Source organism: Paenibacillus sp. N3/727, from assembly GCF_022637315.1.
Taxonomy (GTDB): Bacteria; Bacillota; Bacilli; order Paenibacillales; family Paenibacillaceae; genus Paenibacillus_AQ; species Paenibacillus_AQ uliginis.
Map to the genome: position 1 here is coordinate 1,961,990 of NZ_CP093336.1, position 19,525 is coordinate 1,981,514.

Annotated in this window: 20 protein-coding genes; all 20 read left to right on the top strand. The window is 47.2% G+C overall.

Features of this window, described 5'->3' with window-relative positions; genetic code table 11:
* Nucleotides 1–91: 91 nt before the first annotated feature.
* On the top strand, nt 92–265 hold the full coding sequence (gene rpsU / locus MNQ98_RS08535; RefSeq protein WP_005547957.1) for a 30S ribosomal protein S21: 174 nt from the start codon (nt 92–94) through the stop codon (nt 263–265).
* 16 nt (nt 266–281) lie between these two features.
* Nucleotides 282–722, top strand: coding sequence for a GatB/YqeY domain-containing protein (locus MNQ98_RS08540; protein ID WP_241932795.1), 441 nt, complete (start codon nt 282–284; stop codon nt 720–722).
* Nucleotides 723–929: 207 nt separating this feature from the next.
* The gene (locus tag MNQ98_RS08545) at nt 930–2,294 is read left to right on the top strand and encodes an NfeD family protein (protein WP_241932796.1); all 1,365 of its coding nucleotides are present in this window, start codon (nt 930–932) and stop codon (nt 2,292–2,294) included.
* Between the two features lie 92 nt (nt 2,295–2,386).
* Nucleotides 2,387–3,391: a flotillin-like protein FloA gene (floA, locus tag MNQ98_RS08550; protein ID WP_241932797.1), complete on the top strand. Its 1,005-nt coding sequence runs from the start codon at nt 2,387–2,389 to the stop codon at nt 3,389–3,391.
* An 18-nt stretch (nt 3,392–3,409) separates the two neighbouring features.
* The gene (locus MNQ98_RS08555; protein WP_241932798.1) at nt 3,410–4,024 is read left to right on the top strand and encodes a hypothetical protein; all 615 of its coding nucleotides are present in this window, start codon (nt 3,410–3,412) and stop codon (nt 4,022–4,024) included.
* A 170-nt stretch (nt 4,025–4,194) separates the two neighbouring features.
* Complete coding sequence (gene yqfC / locus MNQ98_RS08560; RefSeq protein WP_241932799.1) at nt 4,195–4,488, top strand: sporulation protein YqfC; 294 nt, start codon at nt 4,195–4,197, stop codon at nt 4,486–4,488.
* On the top strand, nt 4,485–5,678 hold the full coding sequence (yqfD, locus tag MNQ98_RS08565) for a sporulation protein YqfD (protein ID WP_241932800.1): 1,194 nt from the start codon (nt 4,485–4,487) through the stop codon (nt 5,676–5,678). The genes yqfC and yqfD overlap by 4 nt, the downstream gene beginning before the upstream one ends.
* Before the next feature lie 6 nt (nt 5,679–5,684).
* Nucleotides 5,685–6,656, top strand: coding sequence for a PhoH family protein (locus MNQ98_RS08570; protein WP_241932801.1), 972 nt, complete (start codon nt 5,685–5,687; stop codon nt 6,654–6,656).
* A gap of 14 nt (nt 6,657–6,670) precedes the next feature.
* The gene (locus MNQ98_RS08575; protein ID WP_241932802.1) at nt 6,671–8,971 is read left to right on the top strand and encodes an HD family phosphohydrolase; all 2,301 of its coding nucleotides are present in this window, start codon (nt 6,671–6,673) and stop codon (nt 8,969–8,971) included.
* 2 nt (nt 8,972–8,973) lie between these two features.
* On the top strand, nt 8,974–9,471 hold the full coding sequence (gene ybeY, locus MNQ98_RS08580; RefSeq protein ID WP_241932803.1) for an rRNA maturation RNase YbeY: 498 nt from the start codon (nt 8,974–8,976) through the stop codon (nt 9,469–9,471).
* Nucleotides 9,472–9,554: 83 nt separating this feature from the next.
* Nucleotides 9,555–9,872, top strand: a complete 318-nt coding sequence (locus MNQ98_RS08585; protein WP_347272245.1) for a diacylglycerol kinase family protein — start codon at nt 9,555–9,557, stop codon at nt 9,870–9,872.
* A 41-nt stretch (nt 9,873–9,913) separates the two neighbouring features.
* Nucleotides 9,914–10,321, top strand: coding sequence for a cytidine deaminase (locus tag MNQ98_RS08590; protein ID WP_241932805.1), 408 nt, complete (start codon nt 9,914–9,916; stop codon nt 10,319–10,321).
* Nucleotides 10,322–10,388: 67 nt separating this feature from the next.
* Nucleotides 10,389–11,291: a GTPase Era gene (gene era, locus MNQ98_RS08595; RefSeq protein ID WP_208915089.1), complete on the top strand. Its 903-nt coding sequence runs from the start codon at nt 10,389–10,391 to the stop codon at nt 11,289–11,291.
* A 156-nt stretch (nt 11,292–11,447) separates the two neighbouring features.
* Complete coding sequence (locus MNQ98_RS08600; protein ID WP_208915088.1) at nt 11,448–11,588, top strand: YqzL family protein; 141 nt, start codon at nt 11,448–11,450, stop codon at nt 11,586–11,588.
* Between the two features lie 36 nt (nt 11,589–11,624).
* The gene (gene recO / locus MNQ98_RS08605) at nt 11,625–12,380 is read left to right on the top strand and encodes a DNA repair protein RecO (protein WP_241932806.1); all 756 of its coding nucleotides are present in this window, start codon (nt 11,625–11,627) and stop codon (nt 12,378–12,380) included.
* 331 nt (nt 12,381–12,711) lie between these two features.
* A complete protein-coding gene (glyQ, locus tag MNQ98_RS08610) occupies nt 12,712–13,599 on the top strand; it encodes a glycine--tRNA ligase subunit alpha (RefSeq protein WP_208915086.1) in 888 nt (295 codons plus the stop codon).
* Nucleotides 13,592–15,667 carry a glycine--tRNA ligase subunit beta gene (glyS, locus tag MNQ98_RS08615; RefSeq protein ID WP_241932807.1) on the top strand — a complete coding sequence of 692 codons (2,076 nt, stop codon included), beginning with the start codon at nt 13,592–13,594 and terminating at the stop codon, nt 15,665–15,667. Before glyQ ends, glyS begins: the two co-directional genes overlap by 8 nt.
* A 245-nt stretch (nt 15,668–15,912) precedes the next feature.
* The gene (locus tag MNQ98_RS08620; RefSeq protein WP_241932808.1) at nt 15,913–16,386 is read left to right on the top strand and encodes a YaiI/YqxD family protein; all 474 of its coding nucleotides are present in this window, start codon (nt 15,913–15,915) and stop codon (nt 16,384–16,386) included.
* 40 nt (nt 16,387–16,426) lie between these two features.
* Nucleotides 16,427–18,244: a DNA primase gene (dnaG, locus tag MNQ98_RS08625; protein WP_241932809.1), complete on the top strand. Its 1,818-nt coding sequence runs from the start codon at nt 16,427–16,429 to the stop codon at nt 18,242–18,244.
* 41 nt (nt 18,245–18,285) lie between these two features.
* Nucleotides 18,286–19,419 (top strand): RNA polymerase sigma factor RpoD, encoded by a 1,134-nt coding sequence (gene rpoD, locus MNQ98_RS08630; protein ID WP_241932810.1) that lies wholly within the window; start codon nt 18,286–18,288, stop codon nt 19,417–19,419.
* Nucleotides 19,420–19,525: the final 106 nt, after the last annotated feature.

Consider the following 19,525-nt stretch of genomic DNA (forward strand, 5'->3'; position numbering starts at 1 on the left):
GGTTGACACCTTATTTCTGTTTGCCCTATAATGAAGAATGATGAACCGTGTTATTGCTCTTGGACGGTCTGGTCGGAGGGAGGGAAAACTGGTGTCTGAAACGAAAGTTCGCAAAAACGAGACAATTGATGCTGCACTTCGTCGCTTCAAACGTTCCATTGCTAAAGATGGCGTCTTGGCTGAAGTGAAGAAACGCAAGCATTATGAAAAGCCAAGCGTAAAGCGCAAGAAAAAGTCCGAGGCTGCTCGTAAGAGAAAGTTTTAGGGGGATATGAACTAGCATGAATCTTAGCGAACGATTGAACGAAGATATGAAGCAAGCGATGAAGAGTAAGGACAAGTTCAAACTCTCCAATATTCGAATGGTTCGTTCGACGATTAAAAATCTTGAAATAGATTTGAAAAGAAGTTTGGATGACAACGAAGTGCTTGATATTATTAGTCGTGAGATCAAACAGCGCAAAGATGCCCTCCAAGATTTTGAAAAAGCAGGTCGTGACGATCTTGTCGCCGATGCGAAAGCAGAAATTGATTTTCTTAGCGCCTACCTCCCGGAACAGCTTTCTGAAGAAGAAATTAAAGTCATTGTACAGCAGACCATCCAGGAAACCGGTGCTTCTTCAAAAGCCGAGATGGGTAAAGTAATGAGCGCTCTCATGCCGAAAGTTAAAGGGCGTGCAGACGGAAAGCTTGTCAACCAAGTTGTTCAACAATTTCTGTAACAACATAAGCGGAACACTCCTTGATTTATCAAGGGGTGTTTTTTCGTATATACACTCATAAATTTTGAAACCGAATACAAATTTATTCGTAGTAACTACCATAAGTCGGGATGCTGATACATAAGTTATCCCGAGGTGGTTCGCATCGGTTATAATATCGATATATGCGTATTACTGACATATTATGTCGTAAAGGAGGGGGATATAATGGGTAAAAGAGAATTCTGGGGTAGGCGCATTTTGGCGTTTGCAGGAGTACTAACACTTATACTGATGTCTGTGGGTATGTACGTCATTCCAGTAAAGTCAGCTGCGGCCGCTAACATTGGTTCAGTGTATGTCATTCCGGTTGAACAGAAGATCGAGCGTGGATTGACCAGCTTCATGGAACGCGGTTTCAAAGAAGCCGAAGAGATGGAAGCGGGATTAATCGTGCTTGAGATTAATACGCCTGGTGGTCGCGTTGATCAAGCCGACGAAATTGCTAATTTGATAAAGAACACCAAAATTCCTACAGTTGCTTATATTCGTGGGGATGCCGCATCGGCCGGAAGTTACATTGCTCTGAACGCGGATAAGATTGCAATGGCACCGAGAAGTATGATTGGTGCCGCGGAAATGGTAGACGGAATGGGTAAGCGTGTTGAAGACGCTAAGATGGTCGCCTGGTGGAAGAGCAAGATGGCGAGTGCTGCCGAAGCGAATGGGCGTGAAATCGATATCGCTGAGGGAATGGTTGATATCAATATGAAGGTGGAAATGCCGGAAATCGGCAAGACAAAAAACTTTGGCGAGATTATTGCATTATCAGCAGACGAAGCATTAAAGGTGGGTTATGCGGATAAGAAAGCCGACAGCACGAATGAGGTCATTGAATGGATGGGTTATTCTACAAATGATCTGTTTCATATGGAGCGTACTTTTTCAGAGAAGCTGGCAACGTTTCTGACGCACCCTGTCGTGATGACACTCTTGCTCTTTATAGGTATCGCCGGGGTTATCATTGAAGTCATAGTACCTGGCTTCGGAGTACCTGGTATATTGGGTACGGCAGCTTTCGTGCTCTATTTCTTTGGTAACTCTGTTGCCGGATTTGCTGGATCGGAAACCTGGCTGCTGTTTATTATCGGTATTGGCCTGCTTGTGATGGAATTGTTTGTGCCAAGCTTTGGTATATTGGGGGTTGTTGGTTCAGGCAGCCTGATCTTTGGCGTAGTACGCGCGGCATACAGTACATCACATGTGGCGCTTTCTTTGGGAATAGCAGTTGCCTGCGCGCTGGTAGCCATTGTAGTTGTGGCACTGGTGTTTAAAGAGCGGGGAATATGGAAGAAATTCATATTAAGTGAAAGCCTCACGAAGGAACAGGGATACATTCCTGTACAGGATCGGGATGTGCTGATTGGACTTGTCGGTAGAAGTATTACACCACTTCGGCCATCCGGAACAGTTGAACTTGACGGACACCGCATTGATGTGGTTACTGATGGAAGTTTTATTGATTCCGGCCGTCCTGTTCGTGTCGTGAAAACCGATGGAACCCGGATTGTGGTTGAAGAAGCAATGGAGTAAGACAGGAATGAAAATAGGCATATAGTTGATTAACCAGCTTTATTTGGTAAGATGGACATAACAAATATTTAGTATGGAGGATGATGTGTTAGATGGATAGTTCTTTAATTACCATTCTACTGATCGGGGTTGTAGCGATCATCGTACTGAGCGTGTTCTTCAGCTTCTTCCCGCTGATGCTCTGGATCTCGGCTGTTGCTTCCGGTGTTCGCGTCGGAATTATTACGCTGGTGGCTATGCGGCTGCGTCGTGTAACCCCAAGTCGTATCGTGAATCCGCTCATCAAGGCGACGAAAGCCGGTTTGGGATTGAATATTAACCAGCTGGAAAGTCACTACTTGGCGGGAGGTAACGTGGACCGCGTTGTTAATGCGCTGATTGCAGCGCAGCGTGCAAACATTCCGCTTGAATTCGAACGTGCTGCTGCGATTGACCTCGCAGGACGTGACGTGCTTCAAGCCGTACAGATGAGTGTAAACCCTCGTGTTATCGAGACGCCTACCGTTGCGGCTGTTGCCAAAGACGGTATTGAAGTGAAAGTTAAAGCTCGGGTTACCGTTCGCGCGAATATCGATCGCCTCGTCGGTGGTGCGGGTGAAGAGACAATTATTGCCCGTGTCGGTGAAGGTATCGTTACTACGGTTGGTTCCTCAGCGTCTCATAAAGACGTATTAGAGAATCCAGATCTTATTTCTAGAACTGTTCTGTCCAAAGGGCTGGATGCCGGTACAGCATTCGAAATTCTGTCAATTGACATCGCGGACGTAGACGTAGGCAAGAACATTGGTGCTTACCTGCAAACCGAGCAAGCTGAAGCCGATAAGCGTATCGCTCAAGCAAAAGCGGAAGAGCGTCGTGCAATGGCTGTTGCGCAAGAGCAGGAAATGAAAGCAAAAGTTGTGGAAATGAGAGCGCGCGTGGTTGAATCCGAATCCCAAGTACCTTTGGCTATGGCTGAAGCACTTAGAAGCGGCAAACTCGGTGTTATGGATTATATGAATCTTAAAAATATTGAAGCGGATACCCAAATGAGAGGTTCCCTTGGCAAGATCAGCGAGAATACGGACGGACCGGACACTCCTAAAAATAACAAGTAGAGATGAGGCGAGCCACTGATGGAATGGATTCTTGATAATATATACATCGTGGCGGGTATTGTTTTCTTTCTCCTCTCCGCGCTTGGTAAATTAGGCAAGGGCAGTGATGAAAACAAGCCGAACCGGATGCCTACCTTCGGAGGAGGAGGGGATTCAGCCGAACAGGGGCCAAGAGCAGCTAAGGCAGTGCGCCCAGGACAGCAGGTTCGGCGCGTCCAGCCATGGCCCGGTGCAGAAGTTCCGACGGGTCAGGCAGCCGATAAGCGGTCACGCGATCAGTTCGATGACGATGATGATGAGAAATTTGACCCGTACTACGAAGAACCGGACAGAACTTACGAGTCCCCTGTTGAATCCCGGTATGATGTTCTGTCGGAATTGGATGACCCTCACTCGGCCAGAGACAGCATGGAGCAGCGCAAGCGCAATATGCAGGCAGAGCTGGACCAGATCCATAAACAATTGGATAGAATGACCTCTCACATACCTGAAACATTGGTTGAGGTTACAGATGCCGATGGCAAATCGCCGCGAAAGCAGTCGAATTTTGCTGAAGAGGTTAGAAAAGGAGTTATATGGTCTGAAATTCTGGGTCCGCCCCGTTCTAAGAGGCCGATGGGCCGCCGACATTAGGCAGAGTTTGAGGGTGTTAGACGGCAATAAAAGTATGAACAAGAAGACCGCTTTCGTCATTGACGAGGCGGTCTTTTTTGCATTTCAATAGGCCGAGAAGCCTTTCAACTTGCATAAAAGGGGCTTATTGCTCATAAGGTGTACAGTACAGGAAGGGGGAAGGCCTTCATATGTCCCGCATCAGCCGCAAGCTGCAGAAATGGACTCAGGAAATGCTCGACTTGCCGCAGGATCTACTGTTCGACTTGCCGCGGTTGACCCTGATCGGCAATAAAGAGCTGCATATCGAAAATCACCGCGGTGTCCGCCATTTTTCCGCGGATAAGCTTATACTGTCTCTTACCCAGGGCACTATGGAAATAACGGGATCTGGTCTCTCCATCCGAGCAATTCAGAGTAGTGAAGTAACGATTGAAGGCACGATTAATAATATCCAATACATAGGAACGGGGGAGAGACCGTGAACATACCGACAATGATATTTTTACGTGGTTATTTAAAACTTACGGTGCGTGGGGAGCATGTAGAAGCATTTATTAATGCATTGGCGGAGGCGGGAACTCCGGTTTGGGATGTAAGACCAACAGGGACGCATTCCGCAGAATTTAAACTGCTGTTAAACGATTTCAAGGGGCTGCGCCCTTTGTTAAAGCGGACAGGCTGCAGAACCCGCATCCTTGAACGGCATGGCTTGCCATTCCGTGCTTTACGCTTGCTGAAACGCAAAGTATTTGTGGTTGGAGTGGTCATGTTTTTTGCGATTCTTATGGCTTTATCCTCTATGGTATGGAACGTGAGTGTCGAAGGGAATGAGACTATAGCTTCAGAGGATATATTGGAGGTAGCGAAACAGGAAGGGGTATACCCCTATCAATGGATTTTCAGACTGAAATCACTGGACAAGTTATCTACTAATCTGACGACCCGTTTACCCGGAACCTCGTGGGTTGGTGTGGAGAGAAATGGTACGAGCATCCGGATTCAGGTTGTCGAGGCATCGGTTCCCAAAAAGCCGGAGCTGTTAAGCCCGCGGCATCTTGTAAGCACTAGTGATGCTGTAATTACTTATATCTACGCAGAGAAAGGTGTCCCGAAAGTTCAGATCAATTCCCGGGTAAAAAAAGGAGATATACTGATTTCGGGTATTTTGGGAGATACGGAGAACGCCAAATCCGTTGTTGCCAAAGGAGAAGTAAAGGGACTGGTATGGCATGAATATGAGATCGAAGTGCCTCTTGTGAAAAAGCGGAAAATATATACCGGTGAAGCATCCAAAAAGTCTTATTTGGTCCTTGGTAATCGTGCTGTTCAGTTGTGGGGGTATGGGGATGTTCCGTTCAAGAAACATGAGACGCTGACAATATATGATCCGCTGACATGGCGTTCGCGAGCACTTCCGATCGGCTGGATGACCGAAAAGGTGATGGAGGTAAGCGAGAGTAGCCAAACTGTGACAGAGGAAGAAGCCAGGAAAGAAGGATTAGAGGGCGCATATCGGGATATTTTGGCTAAATACGGCCCGGAAACCCGGCTCGTGAGTCAAAAAATTTTGCATGATAAGAAAGAGAATGGTAAAGTTTATATGAAAGTACTTTTTGAGGTGGAAGAGACCATCGCAAAAGAACTTCCCATAGTATACAATCAAGGAGAATGAGGCTATTTGTCACAGCAAACGACCAGCATTCAGATTTATTTGCAAAGCGCGTCTGAAGGACTTTCCTTGTTCGGACCGCAGGATTCTTTTTTAAAGATTATTGAATCGGAAATCCCGGCCAGAATAGCTTCAAGAGAAGCCATTATCAATATCTCTGGCGATCAGCGTCATGTGGAAAGTCTGCAGCAGCTGTTTGATGTATTGCTTCAACTTGTTCGCAATGGCTATATCCTGACCGAGAGAGATATCCTTTATGCGGTTGATTTGGCAAAGGATCTGCGTGCTGATCAGCTGTTGGATCTGTATAAAGGTGAGATCACGACGACGTTCCGGGGTAAACCGATTCGAGTGAAGACGATCGGACAGAAACATTATGTTACCAGTATTAAGAAAAAAGATGTCGTGTTTGGCATTGGCCCGGCAGGTACGGGGAAAACCTATCTTGCCGTAGTGCTGGCAGTAACTGCGCTTAAGGAAGGCACGGTGAAACGGATTATTCTTACTCGCCCGGCAGTCGAAGCTGGTGAAAGCCTTGGTTTTCTTCCAGGCGATCTTCAGGAAAAGGTCGATCCGTATCTAAGGCCCCTATATGATGCGCTGCACGATGTTATGGGACCAGATCAAGTAGTGAAAGCTCTTGAAAGAGGGCTAATTGAGATTGCGCCGCTTGCTTATATGCGGGGACGGACGCTGGACGATTCATTTATTATTTTGGATGAAGCCCAGAATACGACGCCTGAACAGATGAAGATGTTTTTGACACGGCTCGGTTTTGGATCAAAAATGGTCATAACGGGAGACGTAACCCAGATTGACCTGCCGCGGGGTAAAAAATCAGGTTTGGTGGAAGCGAAAACCATCCTAAACGAGATTGATGATATCGGATTCGTCTACTTTGCGGAACAGGACGTTGTACGGCACTCTTTAGTACAAAAAATCATCGTCGCATATGACAAAGCTGCAGAAAACCAAGATTAAAGGGGATTGTCGCTATGGCCTCCAAAGAACCATCGACGGACAAGTCCATATCTGTTAAAAACTACGGTTGGAAATATAGCGTGGCGACACGCTATATTCTGTTTTTATTGCTCGCGCTACTCTTTTATATCAGTCTTTCGGTAAAGCTGCTCCCTGAACGTTACGATATTCAGGTTGGTACGCATAGTGAGAAGAACATTGCTGCCCCTGTGCAAATTGAGGACAACAAGGCAACTCTGAAAGCTCAGGAAGAGGCAGCCGAGCGGGTACAACCCATATATACATATATACCGCTCCGCAATGATGTATTGGTTACCCAACTGTTTGATCGCATTGACCGTTTGAATCAGGATGAGGTTTCCGTGCAGGACAAGATCTCGATTTACAAGCTGGAAATCCCACAGCGCGTTGATGATTTCGTGAGAAACTTTATTGCAAGTAACAAAGGCACCGAAACGTATCCACCTGAGCTGCTTGAAGAAATGAAGAAGGTTATTGATCAACAGGCTTACCGCATACCGGAAGAGACATTTATCAAAATTCCGAGGCTGAATCCTGATGATATAAACCAGGTGAAATCGGTAGCGAGGGATATCGTATCACGTCTGATGAATGAGATTGTGGATGCGCAAACGGCCAGAGCTAAGGTAGCTGAGCTTGTCAGTGCTAGCAAGCTCAATGACCGAACTTCAAGAGAAGTTGTTCAGGAACTTGCACGTGCATCCATCACGGCCAACAAGTTTTATAACGAAGTGGCTACGAAGGAAGCCAAGGTTGCGGAACGGGAAAATACGCCGCCTGTGTTTATCAAGCAAGGTGATGTTCTTGTTAAGCAGGGTCAACTTATAACGCCTGAGCTGTATGAACTGCTCGGTAAAAACGGGCTGCTGAAGGATGAGGTTAACTATTGGCCTGAGCTGGGTATTCTGCTGTTCTCCATCTTGCTGTCACTTGGAATCTTGATGTTTATCCGTCAGTCGGATATGAATATGTTCAAGTATAATAATTCCCAAGTTCTTATGATGGTGCTGATCTATGTCATTACGTTAATCTCCATGCACTTGGCCGGTGTTCTGCAAAGCGAAGCGCGTACGTATATCGGTTATTTAGCGCCGGTTGCGATCGGGGTTATACTGGTGACACTGCTCTTGGACATGCATTTGGCCTACTTCAGTGCGATCATATTCAGTATTATGGCGAGTGTCATACTGAATGTGGACAAAGGTGAAGTGTTCGATTTTTACTTCGGATTTTTTGCCGCAGTGACGTCCTGTGTGGCAATCTTTTCGATACACCGGGCTAGTCAGCGTTCCACCTTGCTTAAGGGCGGGATTATGGTCTCACTGTTCGGGGCAATGTCGGTTCTGATCATGATGCTGATTCAGGATTCCTCTTGGACGAGAGTAGAATCTTTATATGCTTTGGCGTTTGCGGTTGCCGGTGGCATTCTGACAGCCGTTCTCGTTATTGGTCTGATGCCGTTCTTCGAGGTTACCTTTGGTATTCTTTCGCCGCTCAAGCTTGTGGAGCTGTCGAACCCGAACCATCCGTTGCTGCGAAAGTTGCTGACGGAAACACCAGGAACCTATCACCACAGTGTTATGGTTGGTAACCTGTCAGAAGCAGCGGCTGAGGCGATTGGGGCTGACGGATTGTTATGCCGAGTGGGATCCTATTATCATGATGTCGGCAAAACAAAGCGTCCTATTTACTTTATTGAGAACCAGAACAACATGGAAAATCCTCATGATTCCATTGATCCCAAGCTGAGCAAGTCAATTATTGTGGCTCATGCGCGGGATGGCGTGGAAATGCAAAAGGATTATAAGCTGCCTAAGCCGATCCGTGATATTGCAGAACAGCATCATGGAACAACGTTTTTACACTTTTTTTACCACAAGGCACTTCGGCAGGCTGAGGAACAGGGAATTGATCCGGATTTCACTGAGGATGATTTCCGCTATCCGGGACCGAAGGCACAGTCTAAAGAAGCGGCTGTTGTTGGAATTGCGGACAGTGTAGAGGCCGCAGTTCGTTCTCTGCGGAAACCCACGGTGGACCAGGTGGAATCGATGATCGAGAAGATTATTAAAAGCCGTTTGGATGACCATCAATTTAATGAATGCGATCTGACGATGAAAGAACTCGATATTATTGCCAAGACGTTGAAGGAAACCGTCATGGGTATTTTCCACTCCCGGATTGAATATCCAGAGGAGATTAAGAAGCCGAAGCCGGACAGTCCGCCAAAACAACAAGAACTGGCGGATTCGGGAGATTCGGACACCAAAGAAGACAGAAGAAGGAGCGTTTGAGAATGAGTCTGCAGCTGGTATGGAACAATGAACAAGAGGATTTTGTCATTTCGGATGATCTGATCTCTCTTCTCGAACGGATTCTGCAGCAAGCTGGAACGGTCGAAGGGATAACGGAAGGTGAGGTAGACCTTACCTTTGTTGACGACGGTCAGATTCATGAACTGAATAAGGAATACCGCGGAATTGACCGGCCGACTGATGTTCTGTCTTTTGCTATGAATGAGGAGACGGACGAAGAGCTTCAGATCATTTACGAACTGGATGACGAAGACGAGCTCGGAAACGTGCCTGATGTACTGGGAGACATCATTATCTCTGTTCCGCGTGCTAAGCTGCAAAGTGAGGAATACGGCCATTCACTGGAACGGGAGCTAGGCTTTCTGTTTGTTCACGGCTTCTTGCATTTGTTAGGGTATGATCATCAGGATGAGGCAAGTGAAGCCGTTATGATGGGGAAACAAGAGGCGGTTCTAGCTGAAGTGGGGTTGACCCGTTAGTGAAGCCGCATAGGCCTTCTCTACGGTCTACCTTCAACTGTGCAGTACAAGGCATCATTCACGCCTTTAAGGCCGAAAGAAACATGAAGATTCATACAGCAGCTGCTGTTGTAGTATTTACAGCTGCGGCACTGCTGGGGCTGACACCAATACGTTGGTTGTTTCTGGGGCTTGCCGTAACCTTAGTTATTACGGCGGAATTGATAAATACAGCGGTAGAAGCTGTGGTTGACTTGGTATCTCCTGACGTTCATCCCTTGGCCCGTATTGCCAAGGATACAGCCGCGGGGGCGGTATTGATTACCGCTCTGTTTGCTGTAGTTGTCGGGATTATGGTGTTTTATGAGCCGGTCATATCCTGGTTTGGATCTATCGGCAGCGGTTTTGATCATTCACAGTAACGGGTAGGGAAAAACCAATTCGATTCTCAGGAGGGATTGTCATGGACACAGGATCATTGATGCAGGAAGCGATTAAGGCACGTGCGCGGGCTTATATTCCTTATTCGAATTTCGGTGTTGGCGCGGCTCTGTTGGATATAAACGGTGAAGTTCACCATGGCTGCAATGTTGAAAACGCAGCTTACGGACCGACAAACTGCGCGGAGCGAACCGCACTGTTTCGAGCGATCGCTGACGGACATAAGCCAGGCAGCTTCCAAGCGATTGCCGTGGTAGGGGATACCGAAGGACCCTGTGCTCCATGCGGCGTATGCCGGCAGGTGCTGGTGGAACTGTGCAAACCTGACATGAAGGTTATCCTGGGCAATATGAAGGGTGATATCCAGGAGACGACTGTGGAGGAACTGCTGCCTGGGGCGTTTGGTCCTTGGAATTTAGAATCCAAGTAACAGGTAATACAAGTAACACGCAAGTACAAGCTGCAGAAACAATAGAGGAATTATCGCGGAGGAATTTATGCAGAAAAAAACGTTTAAATCGGGTTTTGTAGCTATTATCGGCCGGCCCAACGTCGGCAAATCGACGCTTATGAATCAGGTAATTGGTCAAAAGATCGCGATCATGTCGGATAAGCCGCAGACAACTCGCAATAAAATACACGGGGTATATACGACAAACGATTCGCAGGTCGTATTTTTGGACACGCCCGGAATTCATAAACGCCAATCCAAACTCGGAGACTACATGAATCAGACCGCGCTTGGCACATTGGGCGAGGTGGAGGCAGTGCTGTTCCTGGTGGATGCCTCGGAAGGCTTTGGCGGGGGTGACCGCTTTATCGCCGAGCAGCTGAAGCAGATCCGTACACCGGTAATTCTCGTCATGAACAAAATTGATAAAATTGAGCCGACGGCTCTGCTGCCGTTGATTGAAGAATATCGCAAGCTGCTTGATTTTGCGGAAATCGTACCGATCTCGGCCAAACTGGGTAACAATGTAAATACACTGCTGGATCAAATCCAGAAATATTTACCACCTGGCCCACAGTATTATCCTGAGGATCAGGTAACGGATCATCCGGAGCAGTTCGTCTGCGCCGAATTGATTCGCGAGAAAATACTGCATAAGACCCGGGAGGAGGTGCCTCATTCCATTGCCGTCACCATTGAAGACATGCGTGTGGAGGAGAATGGAACGGTTCATATATCAGCTGTTATTTTTGTAGAGCGTGATTCTCAAAAAGGGATTATTATCGGAAAGCAGGGCACATTGCTGAAGGAAGTCGGCCGACAAGCTCGTCAGGACATCCAGCGATTACTCGGCTCCAAGATTTTCCTTGAGCTGTGGGTGAAAGTTAAAAAAGACTGGCGTAATCAAGAGCGCGTTCTCCGGGATCTCGGGTTTCACCGCGGACAATAACCATACTCAATATATTGAGTGCGGGTCATGTTTATAATGGTGCTACTGGTATCATACTTGGACTCCTGCCAACAATTGCAAATCATAAATTCAGTGTCAACGCACATCCTATTCTTGTAGATGCAGACGTCATTTCCGAAGAAAGGATGAATACGAATGCGAGATTTTTCGTGGAAGTATTTTGCAATGACTGGAGATGTCGATGCTTATTTGCTGTATAAGGAGTCCGATGGTAGTACGGAACTCGCAAGCACGACCGCAGAAGAAGAGGCGGTAGAGTATGAAGAGAACGAATGATATTTGGCTGCTTCAGGAATGGTTGGGGGATAAGGCATGCTATACAGGGCGGAAGGGATCGTCATCCGCAGCATGGACTACGGTGAAGGGAACAAAATCATTACACTTTGCACCGAAAAATCAGGCAAAGTAGGGGTTCTGGTCCGCGGAGCGAAGAAATTAAAGAGCCGTCATGCTGCTCTGACACAGCCCTTTACTTATGGAGAATACGTGTTTTTTAGGAACGGAACCGGGCTCGGAACATTAAATGCCGGAGAGATTATTGAGTCTCATCACCTTCTCCGGGAGGATCTCATGAAAGCTGCCTACTCCTCATATGCCTGCGAGCTGCTTGATCGGGTGCTTCAGGATGAGGAGACGGGCGCTTTTTGGTTTCATCAGCTGAAAGCTTGTCTTACGGCACTTCAGAAAGATAAGGATCTGCAAATAATAATTAATCTGTACGAAATGAAAATACTACAAGCAGCCGGTTATGGTCCGGAGCTGGACGTCTGCATCTCTTGCGGTCAGGAGAGGGCTGACGAAGAAATGTTAGTCAGTCCAAGGCTTGGAGGTGTTCTGTGTCGGCGGTGCAAACATTTGGACCCTCCGGCTATGTCCGTGTCTCCCAAGACGTTGAAGCTGCTTCGGGTGTTTGCTCGACTTGATCTCAGAAGGCTGGGTAATATTGATGTAAAGGACGCCACCAAGGCCGAACTTAAAGCGGTCATGAGAGCGCTGATGGATATGCAGCTCGGCTTACGGTTAAAGTCGCAAAACTTTCTCGATCAAATGGACAAATACGACATTTGACGTCCGGAAAAAAATTAGGTATCATATGTTAAAGTTTCTAAATTGAATATTGACATGCGTTGAACGGAAAAGTAATGGGTTTTGGTCCAATTTTTACAGCGAGTCGGTGATAGTGGGAGTCCGGCGGAAGAAATCCATGAACATGGCGTCCGGGAGCATGCTGCACGTGATAAAGTGGGTCCTTTTTGGGACCAAGTAGGGTGGAACCGCGGGAAGCTACAGCTCTCGTCCCTATGTCTGTACAACAGACATAGGGCGAGAGCTTTTTGTTGTGCAGAGCGAATACAGAGACGAAATAGGATTTAAAAACGGTGTGAAGGAGCTAAAAGTCATGAATTTTCAGCAAATGATTTTGACGCTGCAGCAATTTTGGGCGGAACAGAATTGTATTATCGTACAACCGTACGACACGGAAAAAGGTGCAGGAACCATGAATCCGATGACCTACCTGCGATCAATTGGACCGGAGCCGTGGAATGTAGCCTATGTGGAGCCTTCTCGCCGCCCGGCGGATGGACGATACGGAGAAAATCCAAACCGATTGTATCAGCATCATCAGTTCCAGGTCATTATCAAGCCGTCTCCGGACAATATCCAGGAACTCTACCTGGAAAGTTTGAAGCGTCTCGGTATTGAACCGCTGGATCATGATATCCGCTTTGTAGAGGATAACTGGGAAGCGCCAACGCTGGGCGCTTGGGGGCTTGGCTGGGAAGTGTGGCTTGATGGAATGGAAATTACACAATTTACGTACTTCCAGCAGGTCGGAGGCATAGACGCAAACCCGGTAGCTGTCGAAATCACTTACGGTATGGAACGCTTGGCATCCTATATCCAGGACAAAGAAAATGTGTTTGATCTGGAATGGGTTGACGGAATTACGTATGGTGACGTGTTCAAGCAGCCGGAATTTGAGCATTCTAAGTATACTTTTGAGGTATCCGATGTGAAGATGCTGTTCACGCTGTTCAACATGTATGAGGAAGAGGCCAACAAGGCGATGAGCCAGCATTTGGTGTTTCCGGCATACGACTATGTTCTGAAATGCTCTCATACGTTCAACCTGCTTGATGCCCGTGGCGCGATCAGTGTGACGGAGAGAACGGGTTACATTATGCGTGTCCGCAATCTGGCCCGCCAAGTGGCAGCTACTTATTTGGAGGAACGTGAAAAGCTTGGATTCCCGCTGATCAAGAAAGGAGGCGCTGATCGTGGCTAAGGATTTATTGTTTGAAATCGGACTGGAAGAAGTACCTGCGCGTTTTCTACGTACGGCCATGGAGCAACTGGAAGAAAGAACGGTCAAGTGGTTGGAAGCATCCCGGGTTGCACACGGTGAAGTAAAGTCGTATGCGACGCCGCGCCGACTGGCTGTGCTTGTAAAGGATGTAGCGGAGAAACAGACAGACGTTAGTGAGGAAGTCAAGGGACCTTCGCGTAAGATTGCGCTGGATGAGAACGGAAATTGGAGCAAAGCGGCGCTTGGTTTTGCGCGCAGCCAGGGTGTTGAACCCGACAGCTTTACGTTTAAAGAGCTGGGAGGCGTTGAGTATATCTACGTAACGAAGAACAGCATCGGTGTGGAGACCCTTGAGATTTTGGCTGAAGGATTGAACGGCATTCTCACCTCGATGACATTCCCTAAGAACATGAGATGGGGTCAATATGAATTCAAATTCGTCCGTCCCATAAAGTGGATCGTCGCGCTGCTCGGTTCTGATGTGATCGACATGGAGATTACGGGAGTAAAGTCCGGCAATGTAACGAAAGGCCACCGGTTCCTTGGCGGCGAAGCCGTCATTCCGGAAGCTTTGGCTTATGTGGATGTGCTTAGAGGTCAGCATGTCATCGTTGATGTAAAGGAACGTCAAGAGATGATCGTATCCCAAATCAACACTCTCGCTCAGGAAAAAGATTGGAATATAGCCGTAAAGGAAGATCTCCTGGAGGAAGTCCTGTTCTTGGTTGAAACGCCAACGGTACTGTTCGGTACTTTCGATCCATCGTTCCTTCAAATTCCGCAGGATGTTCTCATTACGTCCATGCGCGAGCATCAGCGTTACTTCCCTGTTCTAAATAAACAAGGCCAGCTGCTTCCGTACTTTGTCACAGTACGCAGCGGTGACAGCCGTTCCCTTGACGTTATTGCCAAGGGGAATGAAAAGGTACTGCGTGCCCGCTTGTCTGACGCCAAGTTTTTCTACGAAGAGGATCAGAAGTTGCAAATTAAGGAAGCTCTCTCGAAGCTTGAAAGCATCGTGTTCCATGAGGAGTTGGGAACGATCGGTGATAAAGTCCGCCGGATCCGCCGCATAGCCGACAGCCTTGCTGTAAAATTGGCTGTACCTGCAGAGGCAGCCGACTCCGTCAGCCGTGCTGCAGATATTTGTAAATTTGATCTGGTCACCCAGATGGTTTACGAGTTTCCTGAACTCCAAGGTGTTATGGGTGAAGACTATGCGCGTAAGGCAGGAGAGAAGGAGAGCGTAGCGAGAGCTGTGTTCGAGCATTATCAACCACGTTTTGCAGGAGACGCTGTGCCTTCCACTCACGTAGGATCGATCATTAGCATTGCCGATAAAATCGATACGATTGTAGGCTGCTTCTCGATAGGTATCATTCCTACAGGTTCTCAAGATCCGTATGCTCTGCGCCGTCAAGCACAGGGAATTGTACAGATTATTCTTGAGCACAAACTGCCTGTTACGTTGTCCGATGTGTTTGGAATCGCCCTATCTGTCCATGAAGATATTCGTGTGCTTAAACGCTCAGGCGATGAAATACGTAAAGATCTTTATGAATTCTTCAATCTGCGTGTTAAGAAGCTTTTGTCTGAGGAACAAAGATATGATGTCGTGGATGCCGTTATCTCGGCGGGATTTGATAATGTCGTTTCGGTTGTATCACGGGGGAACGCACTTATGGATGCAGTCAATGGTGCAGACGATTTCAAAACCATTGTGGAATCCTTTAACCGAGTAAGCAATTTGGCTGCTAAAGCTGGAAAAATTGCCGTTAATCCAGGTTTGTTCTCAGAAGCAGAAGAGAGCAAGCTTCACGAGGCATGGCTCGCAATCCGTCAGCCATATGAGGTCGCTATGACAGAGTCCAACGGTGAACGTGCCTTGTCCCTCCTCAGCGGACTTAAGGAACGAATCACTGGATTCTTTGATTCCGTTATGGTTATGGCCGAGGATGGAGCAGTGAAGGCAAACCGCTTGGCTCTTCTGTCCAGTATAGACAGTGATTTGAAGCGTTATGCAGACTTTTCCAAACTGGTGTGGTAGTTGCAGCATGACTGGTAAGTCTTGCTTGATTTCCAGTAATAGCTAGTGGAGCAGAACTGAAGATTGAATGTGTTAATTGACGAAAGCGGGGCCTTTATGAGAGGGCGGCCGCTTTCGTTATTCCTTGGCCCCATTGGAAAAAAGAGGATTACCTCATATGGAGTTCAAGAAGAAGGATTTTAATCCTTATAAGACGTATATAATATATATAGCGATATTATTAATTCGAAATCCGGTGATGCCCTATGACGTTAACACGTCCAATACACATCGTTGTAGATGGCGATGCCTGTCCTGTTAAGAAAGAGATCGCCGAGACAGCCAGAGCGTTCAATGTTCCCGTCCTGCTGGTATCCTCCTACGATCATCTGCACCGTGAAGAGGAGGGGATCCAGATCATTCAGGTGGATCGCAGTGATCAGAGTGCCGACTTGTACATTGCCAATCACATAGCGCGCGGTGATATTGTCGTTACGCAGGATTATGGATTGGCTGCACTGGCCTTGTCAAAATCCTGCCAAGTACTGTCGTTTCGTGGACGGATATTCAGTGACCAGGATATCGATTTTTTGCTTGATTCCAGGCATCATCAAGCCAAGGCGAGAAAAGCAGGGCATTACGGCAAAGGCCCTAGGAAAATGATGGATGAGGACCGGAGAATTTTTCAACATAAACTGACAAAAGTTTTGCAGAAATTGCAGGAGAACGATCGCTTATAGCGAATACTATTTACGTGCTAAAGAGATGAAGGTGGTTGGGATGAGTACCGGTCTAGGAAATATATCGGATGAGGTCATCGAGGCAGTACTAGCCCAAAGCGATATTGTCGACACGGTCAGCAAGTACGTGCATCTTACCAAACAGGGGAAATACATGAAGGGTTTATGCCCCTTCCATTCGGAGAAGACCCCTTCCTTTACGGTTACACCGGAGCGCCAAATCTTTTACTGCTATGGCTGCGGCAAAGGCGGTAATGCCATTAAATTTAGAATGGAAATCGAAGGATTTTCCTTTCCCGAAGCTGTAAAGACCATGGCAGAGGAGAACGACATCGCCTTACCGGAAGGCCAGGGCGGTCCAGTCATCCCGCGCAATCCGGAGAAGGAGCGTCTATATGAGGCTTATGAGCTGACTGCTAAGCTGTATCATTTTCTTTTGAAAAATACAGAGCACGGCAAGGAAGCGATGGCTTACTTACGCTCACGCGGTATGAATGACAAAATTATAGATCAATTTCAAATTGGTTTTGCACCCGACCGGTGGGACACACTGGTTCAATTTTTGAGTAAGCGAACCTTTGATTTGAAAGAGATGGAGAAAGGCGGGCTGCTGTCCGCAAGACATGAGAGTGAGGATTACCTGGATAAATTCAGAGGAAGGGTAATGTTCCCGATACATGACCGGAATGGCAGAGTGATTGCTTTTGCCGGCCGGATTTTAGGGGAGGGACAGCCTAAGTACCTGAATTCCCCGGAGAGCTTGTTATTTAACAAGAGCCGCACTTTGTATAACCTGAACCAGGCCAAGACGTCCATACGCAAATTGCGTCAGATCGTATTATGCGAAGGCTACGGCGACGTTATATCTACCTGGGAAGCGGGTTTTCACAATGTGGTGGCAACGATGGGGACTTCTCTGACAGAGAACCAGGTAGCACTTATGAAGTCCATGGCAGATGAAGTCGTTGTAACTTATGACGGAGATAAAGCCGGGTTGGCTGCTGCAATGAAAGTCATACCACTGCTTGAAAATGTCGGCCTCAGAGTAAGAATTTCGGTTATGAGTGACGGATTGGATCCAGATGACTACTTCCGCAAGTACGGTGCGGATCGGTTCAGACATATGGTGGAGTCAGCCGTTTCGACCACGAAATTTAAACTTATATATCTGAAAAAAAACCATATACTGCTAGAAGAAGAAGGCAAGATATCGTATGCGAAGGAAGCACTTCCGATCATTGCCATCCTGAATTCTTCAACCGAACGCGAAGTTTATTTGAGGGAGTTATCTTCAGAACTTAACCTTTCTTATGAAAGTCTCAAGCAGGATTGCAATCTGTTGAGACAATCGTTACAAAAAAAGATGGATAGTGGGGATAATAAGGAAAAAAGGTGGAATAATGGTAGGCATAAAAAAGGGCAGATTTCCGCTCCAACGCTGCTGCCGGCGTATCATGCTGCAGAACGGCGGTTGTTGTCTCTGATGCTTCAGGATGCTGAGGCAGCCCGTTATGTGGGGGATAATCTTGGAGAAGCGTTTAATATTAATGATCATGCAGCGATCGCTGCTTATCTATATGCTTATTACGCACAGGACAAACCACCGGATATCAGCCGGTTCATGTCATCGCTTCATGATGATCGGCTTGAGATGGCGGTTAGCTCTATTTCCATGATGGATAATCCTACGGATTGGAATATTCAAGTACTCGATGATTGCATACGTGAAGTACTAAAATATCCTAAGCAGAAACAGATTGATCAGAAAAAGGAAGAAATGATGAAGGCGGAACGCTCCGGTGATTTTATGCGTGCCGCGCAAATTGCAAGTGAGATTATTGCCCTAGAGAGACAATGACGGCCCAGCTTGAATGTTTCTAGGGAGGAGGGAGTCGAAAGATGGCGAATGATCAGCATACTGAACTAGAAACGGAATTTACACTGGATCAAGTAAAGGATCAGTTGATTGAACAGGGTAAAAAGAGATCCGTACTGAGCTACAAAGATATTATGGAGAAACTGTCACCTTTTGAACAGGATCCCGAGCAAATGGAGGAATTCTACGAGCAGCTCGGCGATTTGGGGATTGAGGTAAATAACGAGAGTGATGAGGAAAGCAGTCACCGCCAATCTGACGATCAAGATGAGAACAATAACGACGACTTCGGCGGATTTGATGACGACTTGTCTCTGCCTCCGGGTATCAAAATCAACGACCCTGTGCGTATGTATTTGAAGGAGATCGGACGCGTACCATTGTTATCTGCAGAAGATGAAGTAGAATTGGCAAAACGGATTGAGAATGGGGATGAAGAAGCGAAGCGGCGTCTCGCTGAAGCTAACCTCCGTCTCGTAGTAAGTATCGCCAAGCGCTATGTCGGCCGAGGTATGCTGTTCCTGGATTTGATTCAAGAGGGCAATATGGGACTGATCAAAGCCGTCGAGAAATTCGACCACAAAAAGGGTTATAAATTCAGCACGTATGCTACATGGTGGATTCGTCAGGCCATTACACGTGCGATCGCTGACCAAGCCCGTACCATTCGGATTCCCGTTCACATGGTGGAGACGATCAACAAATTGATCAGAGTATCCAGGCAGCTATTGCAAGAGCTCGGACGTGAGCCATCTCCTGAAGAAATTGCAGCCGAGATGGAGCTGAGCGTTGAGAAAGTCCGCGAGATTATGAAAATTGCACAGGAACCAGTTTCCTTAGAGACACCAATCGGTGAAGAAGACGATTCCCATTTGGGAGACTTTATCGAAGATCAGGAAGCCCTGGCACCTGCCGATGCGGCAGCTTACGAACTGCTAAAAGAGCAGCTGGAAGATGTGCTGGATACACTCACAGAACGTGAGGAGAATGTGCTTCGTCTTCGTTTTGGACTTGATGACGGACGGACAAGAACACTTGAGGAAGTCGGTAAAGTATTTGGTGTTACTCGTGAACGGATACGTCAGATTGAGGCCAAAGCGCTTCGTAAACTCCGCCATCCGAGCCGCAGCAAGCGTCTAAAAGATTTTCTGGAATAGAAGTAAGTCATGGGACCTTCTGCAAATTATAGCAGTAAGGTCCTTTTTCTTAGCCCTAAAACGAAAGGCACGTTTAATATGGAAGCCAGCTCGGATCAGGAAAGAG